General features: G+C 45.0%; 16 protein-coding genes. 15 read left to right on the top strand and 1 reads right to left on the bottom strand.

The window, feature by feature from the left end:
• Window positions 1-9 precede the first annotated feature (9 nt).
• The 15 genes from KQI39_RS05385 to KQI39_RS05315 all read left to right on the top strand — a co-directional run bounded on the left by KQI39_RS05385 (window position 10) and on the right by KQI39_RS05315 (window position 12,136).
• Window positions 10-387, top strand: a complete 378-nt coding sequence (locus KQI39_RS05385) for a hypothetical protein (protein WP_216417073.1) — start codon at window positions 10-12, stop codon at window positions 385-387.
• Complete coding sequence (locus tag KQI39_RS05380) at window positions 384-551, top strand: hypothetical protein (protein WP_216417071.1); 168 nt, start codon at window positions 384-386, stop codon at window positions 549-551. Before KQI39_RS05385 ends, KQI39_RS05380 begins: the two co-directional genes overlap by 4 nt.
• 242 nt (window positions 552-793) lie before the next feature.
• Window positions 794-1,210, top strand: a complete 417-nt coding sequence (locus tag KQI39_RS05375; protein WP_216417069.1) for a YjdF family protein — start codon at window positions 794-796, stop codon at window positions 1,208-1,210.
• 47 nt (window positions 1,211-1,257) lie between these two features.
• Window positions 1,258-1,440: a hypothetical protein gene (locus KQI39_RS05370; RefSeq protein WP_216417245.1), complete on the top strand. Its 183-nt coding sequence runs from the start codon at window positions 1,258-1,260 to the stop codon at window positions 1,438-1,440.
• Between the two features lie 70 nt (window positions 1,441-1,510).
• On the top strand, window positions 1,511-1,861 hold the full coding sequence (locus tag KQI39_RS05365) for a DUF2116 family Zn-ribbon domain-containing protein (protein ID WP_138343401.1): 351 nt from the start codon (window positions 1,511-1,513) through the stop codon (window positions 1,859-1,861).
• Between the two features lie 63 nt (window positions 1,862-1,924).
• Window positions 1,925-2,116 (top strand): DUF6019 family protein, encoded by a 192-nt coding sequence (locus tag KQI39_RS05360; RefSeq protein ID WP_110102982.1) that lies wholly within the window; start codon window positions 1,925-1,927, stop codon window positions 2,114-2,116.
• Window positions 2,117-2,135: 19 nt separating this feature from the next.
• Window positions 2,136-2,516: a DUF4825 domain-containing protein gene (locus KQI39_RS05355; protein ID WP_216417067.1), complete on the top strand. Its 381-nt coding sequence runs from the start codon at window positions 2,136-2,138 to the stop codon at window positions 2,514-2,516.
• A 146-nt stretch (window positions 2,517-2,662) separates the two neighbouring features.
• Window positions 2,663-5,500: a phage tail tape measure protein gene (locus KQI39_RS05350; RefSeq protein ID WP_216417065.1), complete on the top strand. Its 2,838-nt coding sequence runs from the start codon at window positions 2,663-2,665 to the stop codon at window positions 5,498-5,500.
• A 1-nt stretch (window position 5,501) separates the two neighbouring features.
• Complete coding sequence (locus KQI39_RS05345; RefSeq protein WP_216417063.1) at window positions 5,502-5,864, top strand: hypothetical protein; 363 nt, start codon at window positions 5,502-5,504, stop codon at window positions 5,862-5,864.
• Window positions 5,865-5,915: 51 nt separating this feature from the next.
• On the top strand, window positions 5,916-6,455 hold the full coding sequence (locus KQI39_RS05340; RefSeq protein ID WP_216417061.1) for a DUF3795 domain-containing protein: 540 nt from the start codon (window positions 5,916-5,918) through the stop codon (window positions 6,453-6,455).
• Window positions 6,456-6,506: 51 nt separating this feature from the next.
• Entirely contained in the window at window positions 6,507-6,881 is a 375-nt protein-coding gene (locus tag KQI39_RS05335) for a hypothetical protein (protein ID WP_216417059.1), read from the top strand.
• Between the two features lie 74 nt (window positions 6,882-6,955).
• Window positions 6,956-8,947 (top strand): hypothetical protein, encoded by a 1,992-nt coding sequence (locus KQI39_RS05330; RefSeq protein ID WP_216417057.1) that lies wholly within the window; start codon window positions 6,956-6,958, stop codon window positions 8,945-8,947.
• Window positions 8,947-10,347, top strand: a complete 1,401-nt coding sequence (locus KQI39_RS05325; protein ID WP_216417055.1) for a hypothetical protein — start codon at window positions 8,947-8,949, stop codon at window positions 10,345-10,347. The genes KQI39_RS05330 and KQI39_RS05325 overlap by 1 nt, the downstream gene beginning before the upstream one ends.
• A gap of 92 nt (window positions 10,348-10,439) precedes the next feature.
• On the top strand, window positions 10,440-10,856 hold the full coding sequence (locus KQI39_RS05320; RefSeq protein WP_118253355.1) for a phage holin family protein: 417 nt from the start codon (window positions 10,440-10,442) through the stop codon (window positions 10,854-10,856).
• Complete coding sequence (locus KQI39_RS05315; RefSeq protein WP_216417053.1) at window positions 10,853-12,136, top strand: glucosaminidase domain-containing protein; 1,284 nt, start codon at window positions 10,853-10,855, stop codon at window positions 12,134-12,136. The genes KQI39_RS05320 and KQI39_RS05315 overlap by 4 nt, the downstream gene beginning before the upstream one ends.
• 90 nt (window positions 12,137-12,226) lie before the next feature.
• Here KQI39_RS05315 and KQI39_RS05310 read toward each other — a convergent pair whose 3' ends face one another.
• The gene (locus KQI39_RS05310; protein WP_216417051.1) at window positions 12,227-13,624 is read right to left on the bottom strand and encodes a hypothetical protein; all 1,398 of its coding nucleotides are present in this window, start codon (window positions 13,622-13,624) and stop codon (window positions 12,227-12,229) included.
• Window positions 13,625-14,415: the final 791 nt, after the last annotated feature.

Genomic DNA, 14,415 nt, shown 5'->3' with positions numbered 1-14,415 from the left:
GATTCGGATATGAGCATGATGAAGAAGATTGAGATTGACGGGAAGGCGGTTGCTTTTAAGGCATCTGCCGCCATTCCGCGTATTTACAGGATTAAGTTCCAGAGGGATATCTACAAGGATTTATCTGTACTGGAAAAGAGTATCGGGGACGGGGATCCGGAAAAGTCTTCCCTGGATCTGTTTTCCCTTGAGATGTTCGAGAACATTGCGTATGTGATGGCGAAGCATGCGGATCCGTCTATTCCGGATAATCCGGAGGACTGGCTGGATGAGTTTAACACATTCAGTATTTATCAGGTTCTGCCGAAGCTGATCGAGCTGTGGGGGATGAACATCAGGACGGATGTGGAGGTTAAAAAAAACTTCATGCAACAGACCGTGAAATGACAACTCCCCTGTTTCTTCTCCGGTGTGTGCAGCTGGGGATTTCCATCCGGGATCTGGATCTGTTGACTATCGGAATGGTGAATGATATGTTTGTGGAGAGCAGGAATGACGAGTACAAAGGATGGAGAAAGGTTGCCACACAGGAGGATTTTGATAGGTTCTGATCTGATGAAATGTGGTGACAGGATGATTCAGAAAGGGTATAATGGGTTTATCAAATCAATATTTACTGAATTAAGTTAATCGTGCCATATGGCTTGATTATAAATACAAGGATAAAAACGCAATGTACATTAAAAATGTATTAGAGCTGGTAGGTAGCCCAGCCGTCCTATGTCAATAGGGTAAGTAACCTGCCCCTCCGGGTTGTCCATTCTTTGTTCATTTTATTTTAGGAGGGATTCTTATGGACAAAGTAAATGGAAAACTGACGGTATATTTTGAAGAACCATTTTGGGTAGGTGTATTTGAGCGTATTGAAGATGGTAAACTATCTGTGGCGAAGGCAACATTTGGTGCAGAACCAAAAGATTACGAAGTACAGGAATATATTCAAAAATACTATTTCAGTTTGAAATTCAGTCCGGCTGTTGAAACTATTGTAAAGGATATCAAAAGAAATCCGAAACGGATGCAGCGAGAAGCAAAAAAGCAGATGCTGGAAACCGGCATTGGTACAAAATCGCAGCAGGCATTGAAATTACAGCAGGAACAGAACAGACAGGAGCATAAAGAGAGAAGCCGCAAGAAAAAAGAGGCGGAAGAACAGCGAATGTTTGAGTTGAAACAGCAAAAGAAAAGAGAAAAGCATAAGGGACATTAAAGTCCCTTGGGCTTTTCCTTAAATCGGGATTTGCGGAGGAAAGTTTAATGAAAGATAAAAATGATTTGAAATTATTAGATATCATGTGTAAGTGGTATATATGGGCTGTTGTTGGATTGGTTATTGGAAATTGGTTAAGTGATACTTTAGGAAGTCTTATCGGCTTGGCAATGGGAAGCCTTATCGGTTGGTATATACAAAAAAATTACAATAAAAATGATAATGGATAACTTCAAGCTTGGAGAATTGAGAAAATCGTGAATTGTTGAATGAATTTTTGAGGATTATCGAGGAAACAGTATGAAAAAATGTAAATATTGTGGAAAAAAACTAAATGACAATTTTGAATTTTGTAACAGTAAATGTGAAAATTGTTATGAAAAGATGGTGGATAAAGACAGCCATAAAATCAAGTATTTTATATTAGGCATTATTTTGGGCTTCTTAGTTATGTTTTATGGCATTATTTCTAACAATAATGTCTTCATAATAGGAATTGGAATTATAGTAATGGGTATAGATGTTGTTTTATTGCCATTTACAACTCCCGAAACAATAAATTTTCTAGGATATAAAAAGTCGAAATTTGCAGGAAGAATATCAGGTATATTGCTTATAGTAGTTGGAGTATGGATGTGGTTTATTCAATGATAAATCCCAGCCTGCAAAGTTGAAAATAAATTGAAAGTCACGAAATCGGAGGAGTTAATGATTATGTGGAATGAATTAGGTATAAGCGGAGGAACCGCAATTGTTATTTTGATTGCGCTGTATTTCGTTATCAAATGGGCAGTGAAAAATGGAATCAAAGAAGCCTACAGTGCCATCACTGGAAAGAAAACTGATGAAGATGTCAGAAACGAAAAAGAACTGAAAGAACTCGGATTTGAGTTAGAAGATAAATAAAAGTTTTCAGGGGGGTTCTATGAAGAAAAAAGTACTTGCAATTATGTTAGTTGCCGTGTCAATAATGTTGATTTCGGCGTGTGGAAAAAAAGAAAAACTGTACGAAATTCCTGACCTGTCGCAGTATAAGACAGATTATGTAGGAGATTCTTCGAATGTTATAAATATTGTAAGTAGTCAAGAGTATCCGGAGGGATATTCATATGACAGTATAGAGATACAGTCTGAAACAGAGCCTTATGGATTAACAGTTTTTCTAAAAGATGAGCCGTCTGCATCCAGGATTGAAGATGAATTGCAGGTTAATGCAGATATGACATTTAATTTGATTGGTAATTTAGGAACACTTGATTATAGAATTGCAGACAGCAAAGAAATCATTGCATCGTATGAACGGTAGAGAGATTGTTCTTCAACTTTCAGTTTTATTGATTTAATAAAAAAAGATATGGAAAGCATTTGTCAGGAATGGCAGATGCTTTTTTTGTGCCTGGAGTGATCCGGGTATTTTTGTGCCTTTTTTATGGAATTTAGGGGGTGAGCCGTATGGCAGGGAACAGAATCAGGGGGATCACTGTCGAGATTGGCGGCGATACCACGAAATTGCAGACTGCCCTGAAAGGGGTTAATACTGAGATCAGGAATACGCAGAGCCAGCTGAAAGACGTGGAGAAGCTTCTGAAGCTGGATCCTGGGAATACGGAGTTGATCGCGCAGAAGCACAGGCTGCTGGCACAGGCAGTTTCTGAAACAAGGGAAAAGCTGGAGACTTTGAAGACTGCGCAGCAGCAGGCGGATGAGGCACTGCGGAACGGGACGATTTCCCAGGACCAGTATGATGCCCTCCAGAGGGAGATTGTTGAGACGGAGCAGAGACTGCGGAGTCTGGAAGAGCAGGCGAACCAGTCTGCGACTGCCCTGCAGAAAATCGGGGCAACCGGTGAGAAGCTGCAGACGGTTGGAAACAAGATTTCTTCTGTGGGACAGAAGCTGCTTCCGGTGACAGGAGTGGTGACAGGGCTTGGAACGGCGGCGGTGAAAACTGCCGCTGATTTTGATTCTGCAATGAGCAGGGTGGCGGCTGTGTCCGGGGCAACGGGATCGGATTTTGACAGCCTACGGGATAAGGCCAGGGAGATGGGTGCCAAGACGAAGTTCTCCGCGACTGAGGCGGCGGATGCCATGAACTATATGGCAATGGCCGGATGGAAGACGGAGGATATGCTGTCCGGTATTGAAGGCGTTATGTATCTGGCTGCGGCATCCGGGGAAGACCTTGCAACGACTTCTGATATTGTGACGGATGCGCTGACGGCTTTTGGGCTGACTGCAGCGGATTCGGGACATTTTGCAGATGTGCTGGCGGCTGCTTCCAGTAATGCCAATACCAATGTGTCCATGATGGGCGAGACGTTCAAGTATTGTGCGCCGGTTGCGGGGGCGCTGGGATTCTCGGTTGAGGATACGGCGGAAGCGATCGGCCTGATGGGGAATGCGGGTATCAAGGCGTCCCAGGCTGGTACTTCCATGCGTTCCATCATGACGAACCTGACGGGGGATGTGAAGCTGTCTGGTGCGGCGATCGGGGATGTGACCATTGCTACGACCAATGCGGATGGTTCCATGAGAAGCCTGTCTGCGATCCTGGCTGACTGCAGGGGAGCTTTTGCAAGAATGACGGAAGCTGAGAAGGCGAACAATGCGGAGGCTCTGGTTGGAAAGAATGCCATGTCCGGGTTCCTTGCACTGATGAATGCTGCTCCGGAGGATATTGCAAAGGTGTCCGGGGCAGTGAATAACTGTAAGGATGCGGCAAAGAACATGGCGGATACCATGCAGGATAATCTGGAAGGACAGCTGACTATTCTGAAGTCACAGCTTCAGGAACTGGCGATCTCTTTTGGGGATCTGCTGATGCCTGCGGTGCGGAGTATTGTTTCCGGGCTGCAGGGAATGGTGGACGTGCTGAATGCCATGCCGGACGGGGTGAAACGTGTGATCATGATCGTTGCACTTCTGGCAGCGGCTCTGGGACCTGTGCTGATCATCATAGGCAAGACCCTTTCGGCCATTGGAACGATCATGACATGGGCACCGAAGCTTGCCGGTGCGATCAGTGCGGTGAAGGGTGCTTTTGCGGCACTGAGTGCCACGATGATGGCAAATCCGATCGCTATTGTGATCGCTGCCATTGCAGCTTTAGTGGCGGCATTTATTTATCTCTGGAATACCAATGAGGATTTCCGGCAGTTCTGGATCAGGCTGTGGAATGAGATTAAGGAAGTAGCTGTCCAGGTATGGACAGCGGTTTCCCAGTTTCTGGTTTCTGCATGGAACAGTATCCGGAATACGGCGGTGGCTGTATGGAATGGCATCCGTGATTTCTTTTCCGGTCTGTGGGCTGGGATTAAGACACTGTTTACAACGGTTGTCACTGCAATTTCTACTTTCCTTGTGGGAGCGTGGAATGGGATCCGGGCAACGGTCATGGCGGTGTGGAATGCGATTTCAGCATTTCTTGGTTCTGTCTGGAATGGGATTAAGTCTGTCATTACGAATGTGGTGAACGGGATCCGGACGTTTTTGCAGAGTGCATGGAACGGGATCCGCACAGTCATTACTACGGTGATGAATGCGATCCGGACGGTGATCTCTACGGTCTGGAATGGAATCCGGACAATTATTTCTACGGTGCTGAATGGAATCAGGGGTACTGTCAATTCCGTGTGGAACGGGATCAGGAACACGATTTCTTCTGTGATGAACGGGATTAAGAATACAGTTTCCAGTGCCTTTCATGCCATGTGGTCCGGAATCCGGAGCACGATTTCCGGAATTTATAATACGATCAGGGACGGTCTGGGAAATGCGGTGAATTATATTACGGGTCTTGCATCTGCCGGATGGCGGTGGGGCGCGGATATCATCAACGGCATTGTGAATGGTATCCGGAGCTGTATTGGTGCAGTTGCAAATGCGGTGACGGATGTGGCAAATACGATCCGTTCCCATCTGCATTTCTCTGTACCGGATGAAGGTCCTCTGACGGATTTCGAGAGCTGGATGCCGGACTTTATGAGCGGTCTGGCTGAGGGCATTGAGAAGAGCAGGGGAATGGTAAAGGCGGCTGTGAACAGTGTGGCTGCGGATATGGTGGTTTCGCCGCAGATGGCTGTGGCAGACAGTGGTGTGATGACCAGTACAGGAACGTCTGGTGGTGCGGATCTGACGGCTGGCATTGTGGCGGCACTGAAGGATGTGCTGGGTGATCAGAAGGGACAGCAGGGGGATCTGGTGATTCCGGTTTATCTGGGGAACCAGCTGCTGGATGAGGTGATTGTGACGGCACAGCAGAGAATGAGTCTGAGGAGCGGAGGTAGATAGGATGGCTTTTTTTCAGTATCTTGTGTTTGACGGGGAGAACCTGCCGCTTCCGGATTCCTATGAAGTGGAGCTGGAGGATGTGGAAGCGGATTCCGGCGGTGAGACGGAGGCGGGGACGACACAGAGGGATGTGGTGCGGCATGGTGTTGCGCGGATTCCGGTGTCGTTTTCTGTTACGGCGAAGTGGCTTAAGAAGCTGGCAGGGTATGCGAAGATGGATAAGATTAGTGTGCAGTATTTTGATGCGGAGACAGCTGAGCTGAAACTGGCAGAGATGTATGTGACGGGATATAAGGCGAAGCTGAAAAAGGATACCAGTTATAAGGGGCTATGGACAGTGAGCTTTACGTTGAAGGAGATGTAGGGAGATGGTATAATGGGAGCATCAAATCGGAAGTTGTAAGGAGTTGATATTTTGAAAGGATTTGAACGAAAAAATCAACTATTTTCCCTTTGTGGATTGAATTGTGGGTTATGTCCTATGTTTTTAGGAAATCATTGTGGTGGTTGTGGTAACGGTAATCAATCGTGCAAAATTGCTAAGTGTAGTCTTGAGCATGGAAAAATGGAATACTGTTTTGAATGTAAAAACTATCCATGTGAAAAGTATTCTCACATTGATGAATATGACTCTTTTATTACTCATAAACGTCAGAAAGCAGATTTGGAAAGAGTGCAGAACATAGGTATTAAACAGTATAATCTTGAACAACAAGAAAAAATACAAATTCTTTCTCATTTACTTGCTAACTATAATGACGGTCGCAGAAAAAATTTCTTCTGTGTAGCAGTCAATTTATTAGAGCTTTCAGAACTACAAGAAGCTATGAAGCAAATAAAACAAAATGATGAATTATCTGTCTTGTCCGTCAAAGAACAATGTTCATATATAGTTGATATACTTCAAAAAATTGCTGATAGAAGAAATATAAAGCTAAAACTTGTTAAAAAGTAGTTTGTAAATTCAAGTTTGCAGGGCAGGCGGCTGTCATGGAGATGAAGAAGAATGGATGAGAAGAAAGCTTATTGGTTTGAACAGCCATATATGCCGCGGATGAAAAATATTGCGGTGGCTCCTGTTATTCTGGAAGATGGAAGGCTGTCCTTCTGTGTTCCGGGGGATGGTGGTCCTCCGTGGTCAGGGATATGGAATCTGACGGGAAAGGCTGTTCTGGACGGGGATGATTATTTTGAGTTCCAGTGTGATGATGAAGTGATGCACAGACGGGGTGGAACATACAAGTTTTATGCATTGGATATTGCTACATTCAGACAGGAAACCTGCCGGTGGATATCACATGGAGAAGAAATTGCAGACTGCTGTAAAACAACAGAAGAACTGCATGAGTGGTATCTGAAACACTGGACTTATAACAGATAGGATGATTATTTTTACGAAAGCATCGGTCACCTGGTTGGCTGGTGCTTTTTTCGTGGGGAAATGGAGGTGGCGGGATGTATCCTGTGTCGGATGCTTTTTTAAGGGCAGTCAGAAGTAATACAAGGAAATATTTCTGGACGGGTACGATCGTTACCAGGGGCGGAATGACGTATGAGTTCGGGGCGAAGGAGATTGTGAAGGGTTCCGGGTATATTTCCAGACAGTGCTGCGGAAGTACGGAAATTGAACTGGGGACGGTGTATGCAGCGGAGATGGGGATCACGCTTCTGAGTGATATTGACAGGTACACGCTGGAGAATGCTCAGGTGACGCTGGTGTTTCATCTGGTGCTGGCGGATGGTTCGGTGGAAGATGTGCCGATGGGAGTTTTTGAGGTCAGTGAGGCGAACCGGCTGGCGAAGTGCCTGGAACTGAAAGCGTATGATTTTATGCTGCGGTTTGATAAGAGTTTCAATGGATTTGAGACTGTGGGGACTGCTTATGATTTTATTGCTTTGTGCTGTAAGCGGTGCAAGGTGGAGTTTGCGAATAAGAGGGCGGAGATTGATGCCATGCCGAATGGCGGGGTGACGCTTTCTGTTTATACTGAAAATGATATTGAGACCTGCCGGGACGTGCTGTTTTATGTGGCACAGGTTCTGGGAGGTTTCTTTATTATCAACAGGGAGGGGAAGCTGGAACTGAGAAAGTACGGGAAGGATCCTGTGATGAAGGTGGAGCAGAGGCACCGGTTTTCTTCCAGCTTTTCGGATTTTATTACCAGGTACACGGCAGTGAGTTCCACGAATAAGCAGACGCAGATTGCAGAGTATTATGCGCTGGATCCGGATAACGGGCTGACCATGAATCTGGGAGTGAACCCGCTTCTGCAGTTTGGGTTAAAGGAGACCAGGGAGATGCTGTGCAGGAATATCCTGGCAGATCTGTCCGTGATCCGGTATGTGCCCTTTGATTCGGATACCATTGGGAACCCTGCACTGGATCCGGGGGATGTGCTGACATTTGCGGGAGGACAGGCGGATGAGGGACAGATCACCTGTATCACTTCCATCAGACAGAAGATCGGGGGAAAGCAGAGCCTGAAATGTGTGGGAAAGAATCCGAGGCTGGCTCAGGCGAAGTCGAGGAATGACAAGAATATTTCAGGGCTGCTGAATCAGATTGAAGATAATGCGAAGACTGGGAAGATCGGAATCCATACGTTTACCAATGCTTCCGCGCATGAGATCGGGCAGACGAAGGTGAAGCTGATCAGTATCCAGTTTGCTTCTTCTGAGGAAAACCATATGCAGTTTTTTGCACAGGTTGTTGTGGATGTGGCTGCGGATCCGGTGGAACGGTCTGCGGAGGCTTCCGGGACAGTGGTGATTCCGTTTCCGGGCGGAAGCGGCAGTGGAACTGGAAATGGTATGGAAGGTTCTGATGGAACCGGGGAGGCATTGGATGGAGGAAACTCTGAAAATGATGTAACAGGGAATGTGGCTGGAAATGTTTCTGGGAATGAGAATGCAGGAAGTGGCGATGATGCTTCCGGTGGATCAGATGCAGGATCTGGTGGTGGTTCTGAAATTTCTGTGGATGTGAGCCTGCCGGTGAAGTGGCAGGAGGATGGGCAGGCGGTCTGCCATGCGGTCTTTGAATTTAATAATGAGGAGATTGTGGAGCATTGTCCGGTGGAGACCTGGCATTCAGGAAAACATATTTTGTCGCTGTATTATCCCATTGAGAAGATTGTTGCCAATTATACGAATACGTTCAATGTGTATCTCTGGATGGAGAATGGCAGTGGGACGGTTGATGTGGGAGACTGCATTGCTTCTGTCAGCGGACAGGCTATGGCTGCAGGGGAAGCCTGGGACGGAAAGCTTGAGGTGGAAGATTATACCACGAGATTTGCCATTGGCGGAGGCCTGAATGTAAATGGCTTCCGGGAATTACTGTCCATGCAGATGAAGGAGACGGTGAACAGAGGCTTTGAGGTGTATTTTGCTGAGAGAGCGGGAATCAGCGGTTTCAGCAGGCCGGTAGAAATGGAGGATGTGTGATGAAGTTAAAAGGTGAGATGGTCATTGAACTGACCGATACGAATACGGGTGCGGTGGAAACCGTGCAGGAGACGAACATGATCACGGAGGCGGTGAATAATATTCTGGGGCTGAATCCCATGGGGATTTATCTGAAAGCCAGCGGGGAATATGACAATTCTGTTCTGTGGAACGGGACGCTGCTTCCCATCTGCCCGAACATGATCGGCGGGATCCTGCTGTTTCCGGCAGTGCTGGAAGAAAAGGCGGAGCATATTTACGAGCAGGGGAAGAACCTGCCGGTGGCTTATGCTTCCAACAATGTAAATTCCGGTTCCAATGTGGCGAGGGGAAGCCTGAACCAGACGGAGAGCAAGAAGCTGGATAATGGGTATAAATTTGTGTGGGAATTTACTCCCAGCCAGGGGAATGGAAATATTGCAGCGGTGGCACTGACCAGTGCCCTGGGCGGGCAGAATGCTTTTGGCAGTGCGGCAGGGGATGCCAGCACGTTCCTGCTTCTGAAAAAGGTGGATCTCGGGGATATCCCGAAGGCGAGGCAGATGACACTGTTTGAGGCAGTGGAGCTGGACTTTGAAAAGAACCTGCTGTATTCCATCACCTTTGGGACTTCCAGTGTGACCATTACGAAGATCAGGATCCCGGTGTTTAACATCGGGCTGAATGAGAAATTGGATGATACCACTTATACCGTACTGGAGGAACAGACACTGACAACGGAAAGCTTTACGTTCCTGGGGGATTATACAAAGTACGGGGAATTTATGGACGGGCATGACGGATACTGGTATGGATTTTCTAATGAACCGAATTCGTCCGGGGATGCGAAGATGGTGTGGATCCGGATCTCCAAAAAGGATTATTCCTTTACGGAGGGAAGCTGGACACTGTCCAAGGCGAAGCTTTCGGAAGTAGGCACAAGGGCAAAGGACGGTTCCTATCCGGAGCGGAATGTAAAATGCTGTGTGAGGAAGGGGTATCTGTATGTGCCTTCTTACGATAAGAAGGGAGTTTATAAGATCAATACTGCCAATTCAGCGGATGTGACGCTGATCCCGCTGGGCTTTACTTCCAAGCTGAAATCCCTTGGGGAGGCTGGTTCCTGTGAGGTGTATATGACGCTTCTCGGTGACATGATCGTGGCCGGGGATTTCCAGATCACGGCGGATGACAGGGTGATCAAGACACAGGGGAGCGCAAGGTTTGAAGCCATGGCAACGCCTTTGTTCCAGTATAAGAACTTTGTGTTTATGTGGGGCGGCAGTTACGGAAAGGAGCACAGGTGTGCTTACCTTCTGACGCCTTATCTGGCAAGTATCAATAATCTTTCATCAGCGGTGGTGAAGAATACGGACAAGACCATGAAGATCACGTATACGCTGACGGAGGAAACAATGTAGGTCTTTCTGCCGCAGGGCATGAAGATAGAAAACTTATTTACGGCAGTTCTCAGAAATGGGAGCTGCTTTTTTCATGGGAGGAGGATTCTGGCATGAAGGAATTTTGGAACTTTATTCAGATGGTTTTTATGGCTGTAGGCGGATGGCTGGGCTGGTTTATGGGAGGCTGTGACGGGCTTCTGTATGCCCTGATCGCTTTTGTGGTGATCGATTACCTGACCGGGGTGATGTGTGCTTTTGCGGACCATACACTTTCCAGTGAGGTGGGATTCCGGGGAATCTGCAGGAAGGTGCTGATCTTTTTGCTGGTGGGAATGGCAAACATTCTGGATGTGGCTGTGATCGGGAACGGATCCGTGCTGAGGACAGCGGTGATCTTTTTCTATATTTCCAATGAGGGTGTGAGTTTGTTGGAGAATGCAGGGCATCTGGGACTGCCGATCCCGCAGAAGATGAAGGATGTGCTGGAACAGCTGCATGACAGAGGGGAAGGAAGTGATGGGGAATGAGGATTGCAAGGGAGAAATTTATCGCAGATATTGCGGGATATGTGAAGAAGTATGCAGACCTGTATGGGATTCTGGTGTACTCGCCTGTGATCGCACAGGCAGTGCTGGAATCCGGATGGGGTGAGAGCAGGCTGGCCAGTCAGTATCACAACTATTTTGGACTGAAATGTGGCACCAGATGGAATGGCAGGTCTGTAAATATGCGTACACAGGAAGAATACAGGGAAGGGACGCTGACTTCCATCCGTGATAATTTCCGGGTGTTTGATTCCATGGAAGAGGGTGTGAAGGGTTATTTTGAGTTTATCCAGCTGGAACGGTACCGGAACCTGCAGGGAATCCGGGATCCGCAGGAGTATCTGGAAACCATCCGTGCGGATGGGTATGCCACTTCTTTTTCCTATGTAGAGAACTGCATGAAGGTGATCCGTCAGTATGAGCTGACAAGATTTGATGAAGGGGGATGCGAGACTATGGCAAAGACTGCTGAGAGTATTCTGGATGTGATGAGAGGCTGGCTGGGGTTCAGTGAGGCCAATGGAAAGTTTAAGGAGATTATTGACCTGTATAACAGTGTGAAGCCGCTTCCCAGAGGATATGCGGTGCAGTATTCGGATGAATGGTGCGATACTTGTGTGTCTGCTGCAGGGATCAAGGCAGGATGCAGTGAGCTGATCGGCAGGGAGTGCGGTGTTGAGGAGCATGTGAAGATTTTTAAAAAGATGGGAATCTGGATTGAGGATGGCACCATCACACCGGAGCCGGGGTATGTGATTGTCTATAACTGGGATAAGGCAGCACAGCCGAATGACGGGTACAGTGACCATATTGGTTTTGTGGAGAAGGTTTCCGGTGGAATGATTACTGCTATTGAAGGTAACCGTGGTGAAAAGGTTGACAGAAGGGTGATCCCACTGGGATGGGGATTTATCCGCGGATATGCAGCTCCGCGGTATGCGAAGGCTGTGAATGGAACTGGCGGGAATCCTGGTACAGGAAAGAAGAGTGTGGAAGCTGTGGCGAAGGAAGCGCTTGCCGGAAAATGGGGAAACGGTGAGGACAGAAAGAAGAGACTGCAGGCTGCAGGGTATGATTATCCGGCAGTGCAGGCGAAGGTGAATGAGCTGGTGAAAGGCAGCAATAAAAAGAGTGTGGAAGCTGTGGCAAAGGAAGTCATTGCCGGAAAGTGGGGGAACGGTGAGGACAGGAAGAAGAGACTGCAGGCTGCGGGATATGATTATGGGGCAGTGCAGAGAAAAGTGAATGCGTTGATGAGATAAGTGAACGATAAAGTAAGGTAATGTCTGCTGGAAAAATAAAAATTTCTAGCAGACATTATTGATGTGTTTACAATTTATTGAAAATGCGAATTAATCGGCAGCATTTTTGTATACATCAATACACATTAGTATTTCATGAGTTACCCACATTTGATAGATGCTACTGTTAATAGGAAAACTCCACATGCCATTTTTTCGTGATGAAATGATGGAGAGTAATTGATTGACAATGAGCGGATCTTTTTTATTATGTCCTAATGTTAATAAGGCGATAATACATTCTGGTGCAGTGTATTGAGAAAATTGAGTAATATCGTTTATAGTATGGCCATTGAAAGTGCAGCTTCTATGATAAATTTCAAAAGAATCTTCCCAGTTGGAAGAACAAATCCATTTTTCACAAGCGTGCAATCTGGGAATGATTAGATTTTCTTCATTACGCAGGCGATATGAGTTTACTAAAGCTGTAATAGCACAAGCGGTATTAGCTAAAGATTTTTCTGTCATCTCATACTGAGTCCAGTACTGAATTTCTTTTTTTTCGTTTAGTATTGCTCTTTTTAGAATCATCTCTTCAATTTCTTTAACTTCAGGGCCTTTATATTCAAAAAGTGTCATTGTATTTAAGACATAACATAGAATGGATAGAGGGATCTTTTTATTGTTGTAAGTATAATTCTGACGATTTTTCCACAGATACAATAAATCATCAAAAATTTCTTTTGCTTTAATAAATTCTCTTTCCATAAAAAATGCCTTTGCGACTAAACTGGTAGCACTTAAAGAAGGATACATTTGATTATCTGATTTAAATCCCCTAAAATCTAAATCTCTTTTTTGCCATAATGATTCTAATATGGAACCACGATATTTCAGATAGGTAGTATTTTTGCAATTAGTATAAACAGCAATGCAAAGTCCATCTGCAGTAGACCATTCTCCGGGAGTTGTTTTGTTTTTTTGCAGTCGGTTCCAACCATAATAGGTACTTGTACTGTTATTCGGATTTGGAGTAATCAAATAGCTAAAAATAGCATCGCTAATTTCGTTGTAAAAACTTTTTTGATATAGAGTCTTTAATGGAAGAACATTATTTTTATCTATTAACTGAGAAAATTCAATAGTATCAGAAATAGGAGACTTAATGTCTGCTTTAAGAGAGACTAATCCCATAAGGTTAGCTGTGAATATTTTACGGATATCACTTTGAGAATTAAATCGTTGCAAAGAAGGAAACCATTCTTTGAGGATTGTATAAAATTTTGTTTCATTGCCTTTGTAAAGCGTTTTTATCATAGAGTCTATCAACCAATCAACATCTTTTTGATAAATTTTAGCAGTACCGTTTGCTTTTCGGCGAAATGTTCGTTCGTCCCGATGAATAAAGTCACCGAGATCTTGTTTGGCATAGTCATAGTTTATGCAGATTAAATCGCCTATACGAGAAAGGGTTAAATCCTCAATCAGTGGAATTTCATGTGAATTCATTTATTCAGCTCCTAAGTAGAATTAAAATTATTAGTTTAGTATAACATTTGTGATTGCTTACATCAATGAAAACGACCAAAAAAGTCCAAGATGTCCGATGGAGATATAGTTGGACATCTTGGACTTTTTTGTTTTGTTGATGTGTCAGGGATAAGTCCGAGTTGGTATAGTATGTCCAGGAAAAGCTGGCTATAATTGAAGCATAGAAAAACACAAGAGTTTTTCTTAAAAAGAAATATTCACCTGACCAAGGAATATTTCCTTAAAACTCTGAGAACTGGTCAATCTCAGAGAATAAAGATTGACAGGAGGATATAAAGATGGGATTTGGAACAATGGTAGGAATTGGTCTTGCTGGTGCATTCGCAAATATCATCTCTGGTGGACATCTGCTTGGCTGGTGGTAAAAGACTTGTAATTAATCATTAAAAAACAGGGGATGGGGTACTTATTGAATTTCATCCCCGCCAACAAGAGAAACATAAAATACTGAAAAAATTCGGTAGTATTTTACTTACAGCCAAAAATATAAAAGGGGGATGATATCATGGGTTGGATGGTAGGAACTGGTCTGTTCTTCAGTTTTTTAAACATCTGGTCAGGATGGAACTCATTGCATTAATTTAAAAATGTGAAGAGCCAAGTGATCTTATACAAGTAAAAAAGTACTATAAGTCCAGCTAATAAATGTCAATAGTTAAATGAAAAAAATTGCTCTTATTTTCTGGCTAAAAAAGGGTAGACGTCCCCCTTGGTGAAAATATCGTTCTTTTGAAAGATATTGATTCGTT

This window comes from Blautia sp. MSJ-36 (assembly GCF_018917985.1).
Classification (GTDB): domain Bacteria; phylum Bacillota; class Clostridia; order Lachnospirales; family Lachnospiraceae; genus Blautia_A.
This window is presented reverse-complemented; position numbering and strand designations above follow the sequence as displayed.

Bases quoted from the DNA above. Each gene is read 5' to 3' on its own strand.
- KQI39_RS05385 (WP_216417073.1), top strand. From the start codon at position 10: ATGAGCATGATGAAGAAGATTGAGATTGACGGGAAGGCGGTTGCTTTT.
- KQI39_RS05380 (WP_216417071.1), top strand. From the start codon at position 384: ATGACAACTCCCCTGTTTCTTCTCCGGTGTGTGCAGCTGGGGATTTCC.
- KQI39_RS05375 (WP_216417069.1), top strand. From the start codon at position 794: ATGGACAAAGTAAATGGAAAACTGACGGTATATTTTGAAGAACCATTT.
- KQI39_RS05370 (WP_216417245.1), top strand. From the start codon at position 1,258: ATGAAAGATAAAAATGATTTGAAATTATTAGATATCATGTGTAAGTGG.
- KQI39_RS05365 (WP_138343401.1), top strand. From the start codon at position 1,511: ATGAAAAAATGTAAATATTGTGGAAAAAAACTAAATGACAATTTTGAA.
- KQI39_RS05360 (WP_110102982.1), top strand. From the start codon at position 1,925: ATGTGGAATGAATTAGGTATAAGCGGAGGAACCGCAATTGTTATTTTG.
- KQI39_RS05355 (WP_216417067.1), top strand. From the start codon at position 2,136: ATGAAGAAAAAAGTACTTGCAATTATGTTAGTTGCCGTGTCAATAATG.
- KQI39_RS05350 (WP_216417065.1), top strand. From the start codon at position 2,663: ATGGCAGGGAACAGAATCAGGGGGATCACTGTCGAGATTGGCGGCGAT.
- KQI39_RS05345 (WP_216417063.1), top strand. From the start codon at position 5,502: ATGGCTTTTTTTCAGTATCTTGTGTTTGACGGGGAGAACCTGCCGCTT.
- KQI39_RS05335 (WP_216417059.1), top strand. From the start codon at position 6,507: ATGGATGAGAAGAAAGCTTATTGGTTTGAACAGCCATATATGCCGCGG.
- KQI39_RS05330 (WP_216417057.1), top strand. From the start codon at position 6,956: ATGTATCCTGTGTCGGATGCTTTTTTAAGGGCAGTCAGAAGTAATACA.
- KQI39_RS05325 (WP_216417055.1), top strand. From the start codon at position 8,947: ATGAAGTTAAAAGGTGAGATGGTCATTGAACTGACCGATACGAATACG.
- KQI39_RS05320 (WP_118253355.1), top strand. From the start codon at position 10,440: ATGAAGGAATTTTGGAACTTTATTCAGATGGTTTTTATGGCTGTAGGC.
- KQI39_RS05315 (WP_216417053.1), top strand. From the start codon at position 10,853: ATGAGGATTGCAAGGGAGAAATTTATCGCAGATATTGCGGGATATGTG.
- KQI39_RS05310 (WP_216417051.1), bottom strand. From the start codon at position 13,624: ATGAATTCACATGAAATTCCACTGATTGAGGATTTAACCCTTTCTCGT.